Below are 14,124 nucleotides of genomic sequence, written 5' to 3' on the forward strand. Positions count from 1 at the left end.
ACTCCAGAAGAGAGGTTGGGTGAACGCTTGAACTCTAGCGAGCGGCTACGTATTCTTGAAATCAATTACTGGAATGCGACCCATCAATATGATTGATCTTCGCGGTATCGACCTGAACCTGCTGGTTTCGCTCGACGCCCTGCTGGCCGAGTCCAACGTCACCCGCGCCGCCGAGCGTCTGCATCTGACGCAGCCGGCCGTCTCGACGCAGCTCGCGCGGCTGCGGCAAATCTTCGGCGACCCGCTGCTGATCCCCGCCGAAACCGGTCGCGGCATGACGCGCAGCGCACGGGCGCTGACCCTGATGGAGCCGTTGCATGCAGCGTTGAAGAACCTTGAAGTGGTGGTGCGCCACCAGCCGGCCTTCGATCCGCATGCCGATACGCGCCGTTTCGTGATCGCCGCCAACGACAACGCCACCTCCGTGCTCGGCCTGCCCTTGATGGAGCGGCTGCCCGAACTGGCCGGGCCGCGCGTGCGCATCGCCTTCGTCGTGGCCGATCAGCCGTCGGTGGCCGAGCGCCTCGAACGAGGCGAGATCGATCTGCTGCTCGGCTCGGAGCGGATGGTTCCCGCCTCGATGAAAGCTCGCAAACTGCACGACGAGCGCTTCGTGTTCGCGCAGCGCAAGGGGCATCCGCGCGGCACAGCACCGCTCGACCTGGAGACGTATTGCGCGCTAGACCATGTGCTCGTGTCGACCAGCGGCGGCAGCTTCCACGGCTTCATGGACGAGCATCTCGACGCACTCGGCCGTGAGCGGCGCGTCGCGCTTTCGGTCCAGCATTTCACGCTGGTGCCGGAGCTACTGGCGAATTCGGATTATGTGTCTACCCTGCCCGCGCGCTTTGCCCGGCGCCATCTCAACCAGCTCGACCTTTTCGAACTGCCGTTCGAAGCGCGCGGCTTCACCCTGTTTCTCGCGTGGCATCCGCGCAATCATGTCGATCCGGCGCTAGTATGGCTGCGCGAAACGCTCACGGAACTAGCCGCGGCATAAGCTCTTTTAGTCTGCATGCCTTATCAATAAGGCGGTATTCAGGCTTGCGGCACCGGCCTGAGTACCCTCTCTCACACCTGGCTGCAACCGCAGCGTCAGCCCCGCATATCGCACAAAACAGTGTTTCGGTTTTGACCCGATATACGGCGTCTGATCATCGCTCACATTGCGTATAGTTAATCGCAACGTGCAGTCATGCTGCGTGGTGCCCGCTTGTGTACGCTTGTGTCCGCTCGTGCCCGCCTGTCCTCGCTAGCCGCTTTCTGTCCCGCGCGGTTTCGCCCTGTCCGGCCGCCGCCCACACGAGCCGCCAGGCACCGCTGGGGCATCGAAATTGCTTGACCCTTGGTTGTCAGCGCATTGCATCGGCCTTTCATGGAGCAAACAGAACGTTATGTCCAGGAATCGAGTCCCCCCGGGTTCGGACGAAGAACCCATCAGCCCCAGCCAACCGTCGCGCCGGCGCTTCCTGCAATCCGCTGCGGCCGCCGCGACCGTCGGCGTCGCGCCGCATCTGCAGGCGCAGACCCAGCCCGCCGCGGCGCCGCCCGCCGAAGCCCGCACGCCTGAGCCGCCACGGCCCGTCACGCTCAACATCAACGGCCGCGCCTACACGCTGCAACTGGAACCGCGCGTGACATTGCTCGATGCGCTGCGCGAATACGCCGGCCTGATGGGCACGAAGAAGGGCTGCGACCGCGGCCAATGCGGCGCATGCACGGTGCTGGCGAACGGCCGGCGCATCAACTCGTGCCTCACGCTTGCGGTAATGCACGAGGGCGAGGCGATCACAACCGTCGAGGGTCTGGCCAGCAGCGGCGTGCTGAGTCCCATCCAGCGCGCCTTTATCGAACATGACGCGTTCCAGTGCGGCTACTGTACGCCGGGGCAACTGTGCTCCGCGACCGCACTGCTGAGCGAGTTCAATAGCGGCACGGCCAGCACCGTCACCGCCGATGTACGCAGCCGTCCCGTGCAACTCTCCGACGACGAAATCCGCGAACGCATGAGCGGCAATATCTGCCGCTGCGGTGCGTATGCGAATATCGTCGCCGCCGTGCGCGCCGTGCACGGCGGCGACACTGGCAACGCCTAGGGGGCCCGGCATGGACGCGATCTCCTATGAACGCGCTGTGGACGTCAGCAGCGCGCTGCGCGCGGCGCAGCAACCCGGCACGATGTTTATCGCCGGCGGCACCAATCTGCTGGATCTGATGAAAGGCGGCGTGGAGCGGCCCGTGCACCTCGTCGATATCACGCACTTGCGCGGGCTCGACACCATCGGCACGCTGCCCGACGGCGGCCTGCGCATCGGCGCGCTGGTGCGCAACAGCGACGCGGCCAATCACGCGCTCGTGCGCGAGCCTTATCCCCTGCTCTCGCAAGCGTTTCTGGCGGGCGCTTCGCCGCAGTTGCGCAACATGGCAACGGTGGGCGGCAATCTGATGCAGCGCACCCGTTGCGGCTACTTCTACGACACGGCCTTCACGCAATGCAACAAGCGCCAGCCAGGCAGCGGCTGCGCGTCGATAGAAGGGCAAAACCGCACACATGCGATTCTCGGCGCCAGCTCGCAATGTGTCGCCGTGAACCCATCGGACATGAGCGTGGCGCTCGCGGCGCTCGATGCCGTGGTGCGCGTAAGCGGTCCGCGTGGCGAGCGCACGATTCCGATCGGGGAATTTCACCGCCTTCCTGCTGACCGTCCGGAGGTGGATACGACGTTGCAACCGGGCGAACTGATCACGGCGGTCGACCTGCCGCCCCCGCTCTTTAGCGACCATTCCCACTACCTGAAAGTGCGCGATCGCGCGAGTTACGCGTTTGCGCTCGTCTCAGTGGCCGCAGCCCTGCAAATGGACGGCAACACCGTAAAGAGCGCCCGGATTGCGTTAGGCGGCGTCGCCCATAAACCATGGCGTGCGAGCGTCGCAGAGCAGATGCTGAGCGGACAGCCGCTCACCGATGCAAGGCTGCGCGCTGCCGCCGCGGCCGCGGTAGGCGAGGCGCAGCCGCTCAGCGGCAACCGCTTCAAGGTGCTGCTCGCGCAACGCTCGATCGTGCGCGCCGTGAATCAGGCTGCCGGACGGACGGGAGAGGTCGCATGACTACGAATATGAGCACGGATACGGGTACGAGCACCCCACTGGTCGGCCAACCGATGGACCGCACCGACGGCCTGCTGAAAGTCACCGGCGAAGCCCGCTACGCCGCGGAATTCCCCGAGGCGCGCATCGCGCATGCGGTGCTGGTGACGAGCACGATCTCGAGCGGCAGCATTGCGTCGATCGACGCGAGCCGGGCGCAATCCATGCCGGGCGTGCTGCTGGTGATGACGTATCAGAACGCGCCGCGCCTGCCTAACGGCGGACGTCCGCCACAGGCGACGCCGGCCAGCCGTCATCTGTCGCTGTTGCAGAACAATCAGATCAATTACAGCAACGAGCCGGTCGCCGTGGTTGTCGCCGATACGCTGGAACGCGCCACCGATGCCGCGCAGCAACTACGCATCGCCTATCAGGCCACGCCCGGCACGCACGACTTCACCGGCGCCAAGGCAAACGCGCACGCGCCGATCACCCCGCAGGGCCGCCAGACCGACACGCAGCGCGGCGATTACGCTGCGGGCCTCGCCAGCGGCAACGTTCACATCGACGCTGTCTATACGACACCCATTGAACATCACAACCCCATGGAGCCGCACGCCACGATGGCGCATTGGGATGGCCCGCAACTGACGCTGCACGACTCCACCCAGGGCGTGAGCGGTACGCGCGGCGCCGTGGCGATAGCGCTTGGCGTCTCGCCCGACAACGTGCGCGTGATCTCGCCGTTCATCGGCGGCGGTTTCGGCAGCAAGGGCTCGTCGTGGTCGCATGTGGTGCTCTGCGCGATGGCCTCGAAGCAGACCGGCCGGCCAGTGCGCCTCTCGTTGACGCGCCCGCAGATGTTCGGTTCAGTGGGCGCGCGTCCGCGTACCGAGCAGCATCTCGTACTCGCCGCGCAGCACGACGGCACGCTCACCGCCATGCGGCACGACAGCATCTCCAACACCTCGATGTTCGAAGACTGGACCGAGACCTGCTGCATGGTCACGCGCATGCTCTACGCGGTGCCGAACCAGGTGACGACGCACCGCCTCGTGCAGCTGAACCTGGGGACGCCCACGTTCATGCGTGCGCCTGGCGAAACAACCGGCTCGTTCGCGCTCGAATCCGCGATGGACGAACTCGCGTGGAAACTCAGGATGGACCCGGTCGCGCTGCGGCTCAAGAACTACGCCGAGGTCGATCCGCAGGAGAACAAGCCGTTTTCGAGCAAGGCGCTGCGTCAATGCTACGAGATTGGCGCCGAGAAAATCGGCTGGTCGCGGCGCACGCCGACACCGCGTTCGATGCGCTCCGGCCAAACGCTGATCGGCCTCGGCATGGGAACCGCCACCTACCCCGCCAACCGCGGCCCGGCGGCGGCGATTGCGCGCATCCTGCCTGACGGGACCGCGATGGTCGCCTCGGGCACGCAGGATCTCGGCACCGGCACCTACACCGTGATGACCCAGGTGTCCGCCGACGCGCTCGGCTTTCCGCCCGAAAAGATCCACTTCGCGCTAGGCGATTCGACCCTGCCGCAAGCGCCAGGCTCAGGCGGCTCACAGTCGGCGGCGAGCGTGTCGCCGGCGGTGCACGACGCCTGCACGCAGGTGCGTAACCAGTTGATCTCACTCGCGCTGGCCGACAATGCGTCGCCGGTGCACGGCCTGCAACCGTCCGATGTGACCGTGGAGAACGGCTGGGTCGTGAGCCGCGCGAATCCGTCACTGCGCGACCCCGCCGCTGCGATTCTCGCACGCGCCGGCGGCAAGCCGATCGACGCGGTGGTGAGCGTGAAGCCCGGCCAGGAGCGCAGCGAGTATTCGCTGCATTCGTTCGGCGCGGTGTTCGCGGAGGTCCATGTCGACGCGGAGCTCGGCACGATCCGGGTGCCGCGCATCGTAGGTGTGTATGACATCGGCCGCGTCCTCAATCTGAAAACCGCGCGCAGCCAGATGATGGGCGGCATGGTGTGGGGCATAGGCGCCGCGTTCGAAGAAGACACGCTGCTCGATTCGCGCTATGGCCGCTTCGTCAACATGAATCTCGCCGAGTATCACGTGCCGGTGAATGCGGATATCGGCTCGCTGGATGTCACGTTCCTGGACGAACCCGATCCTCATATCAATTCGCTGGGCGTCCGGGGCATCGGCGAGATTGGCCTGACCGGCGTGGTGGCCGCGCTGGCGAATGCGGTATATCACGCCACCGGCGTGCGGGTGCGCGATTTGCCGATCACGCTCGACAAGGTGATGGCAACGACGCAGGTTTGACCCGGCCACGCTGGCGCGCCCAGGTCAAGCCGCGGAAACACAGGCAATGAACATCCGCGCGAGCGCAAGGCGCGTCCGCGCGGGCTCTCTGCCGCCCGCATCCCGCCTCCAGGCACATTGCCGCTTGCCTGCGCGCCGGTTGCGCCGCACAATCGGCCTCATCCCCTCTTCAGGTGCCGCCCATGGCCTACGCCTCGCTCGCCACCGGCGTCCTGCTGGCCGCCGGTTACGGGTCGCGATTCGATCCGGCCGGCCACCACAACAAACTGCTTGCCCGCATGCCGGATGGCGGCATCGTCGCCCACGAGGCCGCGCATCGCCTGCTGCTTGTCGTGAGCCACGTAATCGCCGTGGTGAGACCCGGTTCGGAGGCACTGGCCCACATGCTCAACGAAGCCGGTTGCGACGTGGTGTTTTCGGCCGACGCCGAACGCGGCATGGGCGCGAGCCTCGCCGCGGGCATCGACGCGAGCGCCGATTCGGAAGGCTGGATTGTCGCGCTCGCCGATATGCCGCGCATTGCCGTCTCCACCGTGGAAGCCGTGGCGCGCACTCTCGACGGCGGCGCATCGATCGTGGTGCCGTTCTATCAGGGTCAGCGCGGACACCCGGTCGGCTTCAGCCCCGAGCACTACGATGTCTTGCGGGAACTCGACGGCGACACCGGCGCGCGAGCCTTGCTCGCCGCCCACCCGGTCACCCGGCTGGATCTCGACGATCCGGGGATTCTGCGCGACGTGGACACACCGGAGGATTTGCGCGGAATGTGAGCGCGGCGTCCCGCTCCCGCTCAAGGTAAGCCGCTATAGCAACCACGTTGCATGGGGCCGGAGTAAGCGTGCGCCGGCAACGATGAACGTTTGGAGAAAGGCCGAAGGAAACCTCGCCGGGCAGGCACGGGCTTTGCGAACAGGCAGACGTTGCACGCAAGCCGCGCCAATACCGACTAAGCTTGGGTGACGCGTCCCGGTCGTCATGCCGGAAGCAGCGTCCCGCGCCAGCCCGAACCTGAAGCGATTCTCATGAGCGAAACCAGCCCGCGCCTCTTTGTTGTCTCGCCCCATTTCGACGACGCCGTATTCAGTTGCGGCGCGTTGCTCGCCACCCATCCCGACGCCGTAGTCTGCACCGTCTTCGCGGCGGCGCCCGAACCGGATATGCAAACTGAATGGGACCGCAAGGCCGGTTTCGCGAGCGCTCATGAGTCGGTCAATGCGCGCACGCTGGAGGACAACCGCGCGCTCGAGTTGCTCGACGCGGTGCCCGTAAGGATGCCGTTTCGCGACAGCCAGTATCTGGACTCGCCGTCGATCAGCAAGCTGGCGGCGGCACTTGAAGAAACCATTTACCGCTCGACCGCGAACACGCTGGTGATGCCGCTTGGCCTGCACCACGCCGATCACGCGCTGGTGTACGACGCCTGCTGCGAAATCCTGCCGCGGCTATCGCATCTCACCTGGTTTGCCTACGAGGATGCGATCCACCGCCGCCAGCCGGGCGTGGTCGAAGCCCGCCTCGAGGATCTGGCGCAACGCGGCATTCTGGCGACGCCGGCGCACCCCTCGGTCGATCACAGGATAGATGCCGAACGTCAGGCGTTTTTAAAGCGCGAGGCGGTCTATGCTTATGAGAGCCAGTTACGCGCATTCGGGCCGCATGGCTACGAAGACGTCTTTCGCGCCGAACACTACTGGCAGTTGAGCGTGTCCCGCGCAGCGGGACGCCGCTCCACTCACGCGAGGTGACGTCATGATTTGCCGCATGCATACCACTCCGATTCCCGACCCGCTTGCGGACCCGACGCGCGATCCGGAGGGCGAACCCTTCGTGCCGCCCTCACCCGGTCATCACAACGACGAACCGCAACGGCCCGAGGGGCCGCCGGACAAAGACCCGGTGTGAAGCGCCACGCATCGTGTGCGCGCTGCACGGCGCCGCCACACAGGTGACGAACGCGGCTCAGGCAGCACGCAGCACGCCGCAGCTTTAGCGTGTCAGTTCGGTAAAACCTTGCAGCAGACGCTCGACATCCGCAGCATGGATATTGCCCATGGTCGAGATGCGGAACAGTTCCGCCGACAGGCCGCCTTGCCCCGCGTAGATGACAAAACCGCGCGCCTTCAGGGCATCGTGCAGTTGCACATAGCTGATGCCGGTGGGCAGCCGGTAAGCGCGCAACACCACGGACGATTGCTCCGGCGGCAGCACGCTCGCCATCCCACGCGCGGCGAGGCCCGCGCGAGCCTGCTCGGCAAGCGCGGCATAGCGCGCGTGACGCGCCTTCCAGCCGCCTTCGTCTTCGAGTTCACGCAACGCTTCGACGAGCGCGTAATAAGCATGCACCGACGGCGTAAACGGCGTATTGCGCTGATCCTGCAGCCTGGCGAGACGCCCGAGGTCCAGATAGTAGGTGCGGCTCGCCGCCTGCGCCAGCGCTTCGCGCCGGACCACCACAAACGACGCACCCGGCACGCCATGCAGACACTTGTTGGCGGTGGCCGCCACTGCGGCAATCGTACTATCGGCGAAATCGATCGCTTCGGCGGCGAAGCTGCTCACGCCATCCACGAGCAGGCGCACACCGCGCTCGCGGCAGACCGCAGCCAGCGCCTGCAGATCGTTCAGGCGGCCCGTGGTGGTTTCGTGATGAATCACCGCCACGTGCGTAAAGCCCTCGCCGGCGTCGAGCCGCGCGGCAATCCGGCCGAGGTCGGGCGCCTGCATCCAGTCGTGCTTGAGCGCTTCGTGCGCAATACGGTACTGGCTGGCAATCTGCGTGATGCGCTCGCCGTACACGCCGTTCTCGATCACCAGCAGCTTGCCGTTCTCCGGCACGAGACCGGCGATCATGCTTTCGACCGCGGCCGTACCCGAACCCGTCATCAGCACGGCTTGCCATTCGGCAGGATCAAGCTCATAAATCCGCAACAGGCGCGTGCGCGCTTCTTCCTGCAGATCGAAAAACTCGCTCTCGCGGTGGCACAGGTCCGGTTGCAGCAGACTCTGGCGCACGCGCTCGGTCAGCGTCACCGGGCCGGGATTGAGCAACAGCATCATTGGGCTCCTTGAGCGGTGCCGATGTGGCGCATCAGGCGCGTCTTCACGTCGGGCGGAGTAATGGTGGGGCGCGGCAAGCCATCGGGCGTGCCGCGACGGATCGCGAGACGCACGAAACGCGGACCGCTCACTCGCGGCGCGTCGAGGACTTCGTCGAGCACGGCCAGATCGTCGCTTTCGAGCGCCGATGCGTAGCCGCATGCGGCCGCGACGCCGGCAAACGACACCTGCGCGGAGACGGTCGCCTGGCCGCCGGTCGAATCGTGCGCACCGTTGTCGAGCAGAACGTGCGTCAGATTGCCTGGACCGTACGCGCCGAGGGTAGCGAAGACGCCCATGCGCATCAGTGCGGCGCCATCGCCATCGATAGCGACCACGTGCAGGTCGGGACGGGTCAGCGCGAGACCGAGCGCGAACGGCGTCAGGCAGCCCATCGAGCCCACCATGTACAGCTGGTTCGGGCGGTCGTCGAGCGCATACAGTTCACGGCCGCAAAAACCGGTGGATGCCAGCACCACCGTCGATTCAGGCGGCGTGTGTGCGATCACCCGCTGCAAGGCGGCCTGCCGCGACGGCAAGGCATCCGCGGTCACACCGCGCCACTGCGCTTGCGGCGCGCACGGCGTGCGGCGTGCCACGCTCTCGCCCTGTTTCAACTCATAGGGCGCGACACTGCCTTTCTGCATGACGAGCGCGTACGGGCGGCCGGTCTCGTCCATATGAGCGATCGCACGATCGAGCGCCGGACCGATCGCGTCCGCCTCCGTCGGGAACGTCTCCCACGGAATCTCCATGGTGTCGAGCATGGCGGGCGTGACGGGTCCCATCAGCGCATGCTGCGGCTCGTCGGCAACGCCGGGCTGGCCGCGCCACGTGACGATCAGCAGCTGCGGCAGCCGGAACGTCCAGGTCAGCGACGTCAGCGGGCTGACGGCATTGCCGAGGCCCGAGTTCTGCATCATCGTGACGCCGCGGCGGCCGTTCTGTGCACCGAGTGTAACGCCGGCGATCAGCGCCACCGCATCGCCCTCATTGGCCGCCGAGACGTAATGCAGCGACGGGTCTTGCAGCACGTAGTTGATGAACGGCGTGAGGTACGAGCACGGCACGCCGGCATACCAGTCGAAGCCACGCGCGCGCGCCGCTTCGACAAACTGTGCAGCCTCGATCATTGCGCCTCTCCGCCAGCGGCGCCCGAGGCGAGCGGCGTTTGCGCATGGGCGAAATCACCGGCACGGCGGAAATCTTCGAGGTCGTTGACACCGCGCCAGTGGCCGTGCACGTATTGCACTTCGATCGCCTCGCCGGCATCGATCAGCGCGTTGAGCAGCGTGGGCATATCGAGCTTGTCGAAATCCGGACGCGCGCGCAGCGTGGCAAGCACAGCTTGCAGACGCTCACGCCCTGCGCCGCGCACGTTCAACAGGCCGACCCAGCGGCCGTCCGGCTGCCCGGCCCCACTCGAAGCGTCTTGTTGCAGCTCGCTCGAGACGCGCTTGAGCAGCACCTTGTTGCCGAACAGGCCGCGATCGTCCGGCGCCGAGCACCACGCGAAATCGCGCACGCTCTTATTGACCGACTCAGTCGGCGACGAATCGACCACGACGCTAAACGGCGCTTCGCTTTCGACCAGATCGCGCACGATATAGCTGCGGAACAGCAGGTCGCCGTAGGAGATGACCGTGTCCGACTTGAGCGCATCGACGGCGCAGGCGAGCGACGCCAGTTCGCCGGTTTCCGCATGCCGCTCGTTGACGACCAGCTTGATGCCGGCGGTTTCGATGGCATCGGCGCGATAGCCGCCGACCACCGTGATGTCGTTGACGCCCTGCTTCTTGAACGCATCCACCAGCCAGCGCAACAGCGGCTTGCCGGCGATCGGCAGCATGACCTTGGGGCGATCCGCCGTCACGGCTTCGAGACCCGCGCCGCGGCTGGCGGCGAGCACGACGGCCGAAGCCGAGGCACGCGAAGCCGACAGATAGCGGTTTTCGGCTTCCGAGTATTCGTCGGCGTCCTGCAGACGGAAAATTTCGTTAACCGAAGCAATACGGTCTTCGACGTCGACGAGCGTCTCGCTGGCGTGGATTTCCTTGGCGACGGCCTGCATGGCGGAGGTCGAAGCGCGGATCAGATGATTCGCCCAGATGACGGTGCTGATACCCGCTTCGCGGAACACTTCGGTAGGGGTGCTGTAGTACTTGGTCGGCACGATCACGAGCGGTCCGCGGCCGGCCCATTCGCGGGCGAATTCGAGAATCTCGTCGGGGCGCGACAGCTTGCTGTGAATCAGGATTGCGTCGGCGCCGGCCTGACGATAGGCCTCGGCGCGGCGCAGCGCCTCGTCCATGCCCCAACCGGCGATGAGCGCCTCGACGCGCGCGACGATGGAGAAATCCTCGTCGGTCTGGGAGTCTTTACCCGCTTTGATCTTGCCGCAGAACTCGTCCATTTCGGCGAGGGGCTGACGTTCGCCGTTGATGAAGCTGTTGGTTTTGGGGAACTGCTTGTCTTCGATACAGACGCCGGCGATGCCGCGTTGTTCGAGCTTGCGCACGAGCCGGCGAACGTTGTTGAAGTTACCGTAGCCGGTATCGCCATCGAGGAGGATGGGGAGATCGCTGGCGTCGGCCATGAATTCGAGGTTATCGACGACCTGGGTCCAGCTTGCCTCGTTGTTGTCGCGCACGCCGAACTGGGCGGAGATGGCGAGACCCGAGGCCCAGATGCCCTTGAAACCGGCTTCGCGGACAATCCGCGCGGAGAGGCCGTTGTGGGCCTCCATGATGAATTCGAGCTGGGTGCTGGTGAGCATCTGACGCAGACGGCTGCTGCGCGAGGCGGAGACGAAGGCGGGTTCGCGGGCGTTCATATTCGTGGTTGCTCCTGCGTGATTGCGTGAGCGGCGGTTTTTGTTTGCCGCAGGCGCGGTGTTCGGGTTTTTCATTGGCCGCGCGGCACGGGACGGTCATGGTTGTTTCATGACTGCGTCACTCGGGTGTGCTGCGGCCTTGGATGTTAAAAGTAAGTGACTATAGCGGATGGTTGCGGTTTTCGCTTTTTGGATGTGATTTTTTGGCGATTTATGCTGAAATGTGGTGTTTTTTGTCTTTTCTTATATTTCTCTAGCTTCGTTGGTTTAGGGCTTTCTTTTTTGGCTTCGCCTGGGTGGTTTTTATTTTTTGTTTCTGGTTTTATTCTGTATTTTTTTGGTTTTATTTTGGGGTTGGCCTTTCCTTGTTTTGCTTCTGGTCTATTAGCGTTGCCCCTGTGCGGGGCGGCACCTACTTTTCTTTGCCGCCGCAAAGAAAAGTAGGCAAAAGAAAGCGGGCTCACACCGCTAGCCTTTAGGTGTCCACCACTGGAATTAATTCGAAGTGGTCCGAGACAAGACCATCTCTCGCATTTCCCCCGTTAGTGACAAAGCATTCATTCATCCTGCCCGCACACTACGTGCGCGGCAGTCAGGTCATTCAGGGGGGATTGGGCATGCCTCTTGAGGAATGGCCCCACCAGTTCAAATGCACCTATGCCAGCCTGCATGTGGAAGTTGCATTGAAACCAGTGCAAAACATAACGGAGATGCTTGAATTGGCAGGAAATTGGCATCCCACGAACGCATGAAGAAGGGGTTATGTCTGTCGGCGGGGCGCGAAGCGCGACGCTGGAGCGGATGAGTCCTTTGTCACTAACGGGGAAAATGCGAGAGATGGTCTTGTCTCGGACCACTCCGAATTAATTCCAGTGGTGGACATCTAAGGGCTGGCGGTGTGAGCCCGCTTTCTTTTGCCTACTTTTCTTTGCGGCGGCAAAGAAAAGTAGGTGCCGCCCCGCACAGGGGCAACGCTAATAGACCGATAACACAACAAGGAAAGGCCCCCCCTAGGAACACCAACCAAACATCATAAGAAAAACCCAAAACCAAACCATTAATCAGACAAAAAAGAAAAACCAAAAAACTAGGGTTTCCCCTTGCTACGCAAAAAACCCACCTCAGCCGTTAAACAGCATAGCCACAGTCTGTAGCCCGCAGCAGGCGAAAAACCCCCGAAGCAACCCCAAAGATGGAACCTGCCCTATGCAAACCATGACCTTGAACAAAAAACTCGGGTCGATGATCGTCGTGCTATGGATCGGCATGATCCTGATCGGCGGCTTCGGTGCGTGGCAAAACCGCGCCACCATGATCTCTGAGCGCCGCGATCAGCTCACCGCTGTCGTCCAGCAGTCCATCAGCATCGTCAACCACTACTACACGCTGTCCCAGCAGCACACCCTCGCCGAACCGGACGCCCAGAAACAGGCCCTCGCCGCGCTCGCGTCCGTCCGCTACGGCACGGACGGCTACGTCTCGGTAAGCAATTCGCAGTCGATCATGCTGATGCACCCCATCAAGCCCGAACTCAACGGCAAGGACATGTCCGGCTTCACCGACCCCGCCGGCAATCATCTGTTCCTCGATCTCGTCAAGGCCGGCAACCAGGTCGGCGGCGGCTTCTACAACTATCTGTGGCCCAAGCCCGGTCACGATCAGCCAGTCGCAAAAACAACCTACGCACTGCGCTTCGCGCCCTGGGACTGGAACGTCACGAGCGGCATGTATATGGACGACGTCCAGCAAGCCTTCTACTCCAACCTGCTGGTCTGGCTCGCCATCACCGTCGTGCTCGGCGGCATCGCCAGCATCGTCATGATGCTCGTGCTGCGCAGCGTGCGCCGGACCCTCGGCGGTGAGCTCGAAATCGCCGTCGTCGCAGCGCAACGCATGGCTACCGGCAATCTCGCCGTGGGCGTGCCGGTCAACCAGCGCGACACCGGCAGTCTGCTGCATGCCCTGCATACGATGCAGTCCTCGCTCGTCGAAACCGTGTCGCGCGTGCGCACCGGGACCGAAAACATCAACATCGGCGCCACCGAAATCGCTGCCGGCAACACCGATCTCTCGCAACGCACCGAACAGCAGGCCTCCGCACTCGTCCAGACCGCGTCGAGCATGGATCAGATGACCGTCAACGTGAAGCAGAACGCCGAGAGCGCCAACCAGGCCGCGCAGCTCGCCGGCCAGGCTGCGGATGTCGCCACGCGCGGCAGCCGCGTCGTCGACGACGTGGTCCGCACCATGGGCGAAATCACCCATAGCTCGCGGCAGATCGGCGACATCATCGGCGTGATCGACGGTATCGCCTTCCAGACCAACATCCTCGCGCTCAATGCGGCCGTTGAAGCGGCCCGCGCCGGAGAACAGGGCCGCGGCTTCGCTGTCGTCGCCGCGGAAGTGCGCAGCCTCGCCCAACGCTCTGCCACCGCCGCCAAGGAAATCAAGGCGCTCATCGAAACCTCGACGCACACCGTCGAGGCCGGCGCGTCGCTCGTCGCCAACGCCGGTTCGACGATGGGCGAGATCGTCCAGTCGGTGCGCCGCGTCAACGAAATTCTCGAGGAAATCAGTCACGCCTCGCGCGAACAGAGCGCCGGTATCGAGCAGGTCAATCGCGCCGTCGGCGAGATGGATCAGGTCACGCAACAGAATGCGGCGCTCGTCGAACAAGCGGCCGCTGCGGCGCACTCGCTGAAGGATCAGGTCGGCGTGCTGCGCGAGGCGATCTCGAGTTTCGCGCTGCCGGCCTGAACGGCTGAGTTGGCGGCACGTTTGGCGGCACGTCCCACCGCAGGAGCCGCTGCCCACGCGCACAACGCCGGCAGC

12 protein-coding genes are annotated in these 14,124 nt (G+C 64.4%); 8 read left to right on the plus strand and 4 right to left on the minus strand.

All coding sequences use genetic code 11. The features are described 5' to 3' along the window. The first annotated feature begins 88 nt into the window (after nt 1–88). From FFS45_RS01610 to FFS45_RS41540, 7 genes are all read left to right on the plus strand, one after another. Nucleotides 89–1,000 (plus strand): LysR family transcriptional regulator, encoded by a 912-nt coding sequence (locus FFS45_RS01610; RefSeq protein ID WP_137952918.1) that lies wholly within the window; start codon nt 89–91, stop codon nt 998–1,000. A gap of 394 nt (nt 1,001–1,394) precedes the next feature. Further along, nucleotides 1,395–2,096 carry a 2Fe-2S iron-sulfur cluster-binding protein gene (locus FFS45_RS01615; RefSeq protein WP_137952919.1) on the plus strand — a complete coding sequence of 234 codons (702 nt, stop codon included), beginning with the start codon at nt 1,395–1,397 and terminating at the stop codon, nt 2,094–2,096. A gap of 10 nt (nt 2,097–2,106) precedes the next feature. Beyond that, entirely contained in the window at nt 2,107–3,108 is a 1,002-nt protein-coding gene (locus FFS45_RS01620; RefSeq protein ID WP_137952920.1) for a xanthine dehydrogenase family protein subunit M, read from the plus strand. Then, nucleotides 3,105–5,363 (plus strand): xanthine dehydrogenase family protein molybdopterin-binding subunit, encoded by a 2,259-nt coding sequence (locus FFS45_RS01625; protein ID WP_249362530.1) that lies wholly within the window; start codon nt 3,105–3,107, stop codon nt 5,361–5,363. Before FFS45_RS01620 ends, FFS45_RS01625 begins: the two co-directional genes overlap by 4 nt. A gap of 182 nt (nt 5,364–5,545) precedes the next feature. Next, nucleotides 5,546–6,133, plus strand: a complete 588-nt coding sequence (locus FFS45_RS01630; RefSeq protein ID WP_137952921.1) for a nucleotidyltransferase family protein — start codon at nt 5,546–5,548, stop codon at nt 6,131–6,133. A gap of 252 nt (nt 6,134–6,385) precedes the next feature. Continuing rightward, nucleotides 6,386–7,108: a PIG-L family deacetylase gene (locus FFS45_RS01635; RefSeq protein WP_137952922.1), complete on the plus strand. Its 723-nt coding sequence runs from the start codon at nt 6,386–6,388 to the stop codon at nt 7,106–7,108. 16 nt (nt 7,109–7,124) lie between these two features. Next, entirely contained in the window at nt 7,125–7,265 is a 141-nt protein-coding gene (locus tag FFS45_RS41540; RefSeq protein WP_171029522.1) for a hypothetical protein, read from the plus strand. A gap of 84 nt (nt 7,266–7,349) precedes the next feature. Here FFS45_RS41540 and FFS45_RS01640 read toward each other — a convergent pair whose 3' ends face one another. The 4 genes from FFS45_RS01640 to FFS45_RS01655 form a co-directional block, all read right to left on the minus strand. Beyond that, nucleotides 7,350–8,417: a 2-aminoethylphosphonate aminotransferase gene (locus FFS45_RS01640; RefSeq protein WP_137953097.1), complete on the minus strand. Its 1,068-nt coding sequence runs from the start codon at nt 8,415–8,417 to the stop codon at nt 7,350–7,352. Beyond that, complete coding sequence (gene aepY / locus FFS45_RS01645; protein ID WP_137952923.1) at nt 8,417–9,592, minus strand: phosphonopyruvate decarboxylase; 1,176 nt, start codon at nt 9,590–9,592, stop codon at nt 8,417–8,419. The genes FFS45_RS01640 and aepY overlap by 1 nt, the downstream gene beginning before the upstream one ends. After that, nucleotides 9,589–11,292 (minus strand): phosphoenolpyruvate mutase, encoded by a 1,704-nt coding sequence (gene aepX, locus FFS45_RS01650; RefSeq protein ID WP_137952924.1) that lies wholly within the window; start codon nt 11,290–11,292, stop codon nt 9,589–9,591. The genes aepY and aepX overlap by 4 nt, the downstream gene beginning before the upstream one ends. Nucleotides 11,293–11,438: 146 nt before the next feature. After that, nucleotides 11,439–11,756: a hypothetical protein gene (locus tag FFS45_RS01655; RefSeq protein WP_137952925.1), complete on the minus strand. Its 318-nt coding sequence runs from the start codon at nt 11,754–11,756 to the stop codon at nt 11,439–11,441. Between the two features lie 751 nt (nt 11,757–12,507). On the opposite strand from FFS45_RS01655, the gene FFS45_RS01660 reads away from it, so the two are divergent. Then, on the plus strand, nt 12,508–14,049 hold the full coding sequence (locus FFS45_RS01660; RefSeq protein WP_137953098.1) for a methyl-accepting chemotaxis protein: 1,542 nt from the start codon (nt 12,508–12,510) through the stop codon (nt 14,047–14,049). Nucleotides 14,050–14,124: the final 75 nt, after the last annotated feature.

This window comes from Burkholderia sp. 4M9327F10 (assembly GCF_005503145.1).
Taxonomy (GTDB): Bacteria; Pseudomonadota; Gammaproteobacteria; order Burkholderiales; family Burkholderiaceae; genus Paraburkholderia.

What these genes read in the sequence shown, in the direction of transcription:
- FFS45_RS01610 (WP_137952918.1), top strand. Translation starts at nt 89, where the DNA reads ATGATTGATCTTCGCGGTATCGACCTGAACCTGCTGGTTTCGCTCGAC.
- FFS45_RS01615 (WP_137952919.1), top strand. Translation starts at nt 1,395, where the DNA reads ATGTCCAGGAATCGAGTCCCCCCGGGTTCGGACGAAGAACCCATCAGC.
- FFS45_RS01620 (WP_137952920.1), top strand. Translation starts at nt 2,107, where the DNA reads ATGGACGCGATCTCCTATGAACGCGCTGTGGACGTCAGCAGCGCGCTG.
- FFS45_RS01625 (WP_249362530.1), top strand. Translation starts at nt 3,105, where the DNA reads ATGACTACGAATATGAGCACGGATACGGGTACGAGCACCCCACTGGTC.
- FFS45_RS01630 (WP_137952921.1), top strand. Translation starts at nt 5,546, where the DNA reads ATGGCCTACGCCTCGCTCGCCACCGGCGTCCTGCTGGCCGCCGGTTAC.
- FFS45_RS01635 (WP_137952922.1), top strand. Translation starts at nt 6,386, where the DNA reads ATGAGCGAAACCAGCCCGCGCCTCTTTGTTGTCTCGCCCCATTTCGAC.
- FFS45_RS41540 (WP_171029522.1), top strand. Translation starts at nt 7,125, where the DNA reads ATGCATACCACTCCGATTCCCGACCCGCTTGCGGACCCGACGCGCGAT.
- FFS45_RS01640 (WP_137953097.1), bottom strand. Translation starts at nt 8,417, where the DNA reads ATGCTGTTGCTCAATCCCGGCCCGGTGACGCTGACCGAGCGCGTGCGC.
- aepY (WP_137952923.1), bottom strand. Translation starts at nt 9,592, where the DNA reads ATGATCGAGGCTGCACAGTTTGTCGAAGCGGCGCGCGCGCGTGGCTTC.
- aepX (WP_137952924.1), bottom strand. Translation starts at nt 11,292, where the DNA reads ATGAACGCCCGCGAACCCGCCTTCGTCTCCGCCTCGCGCAGCAGCCGT.
- FFS45_RS01660 (WP_137953098.1), top strand. Translation starts at nt 12,508, where the DNA reads ATGACCTTGAACAAAAAACTCGGGTCGATGATCGTCGTGCTATGGATC.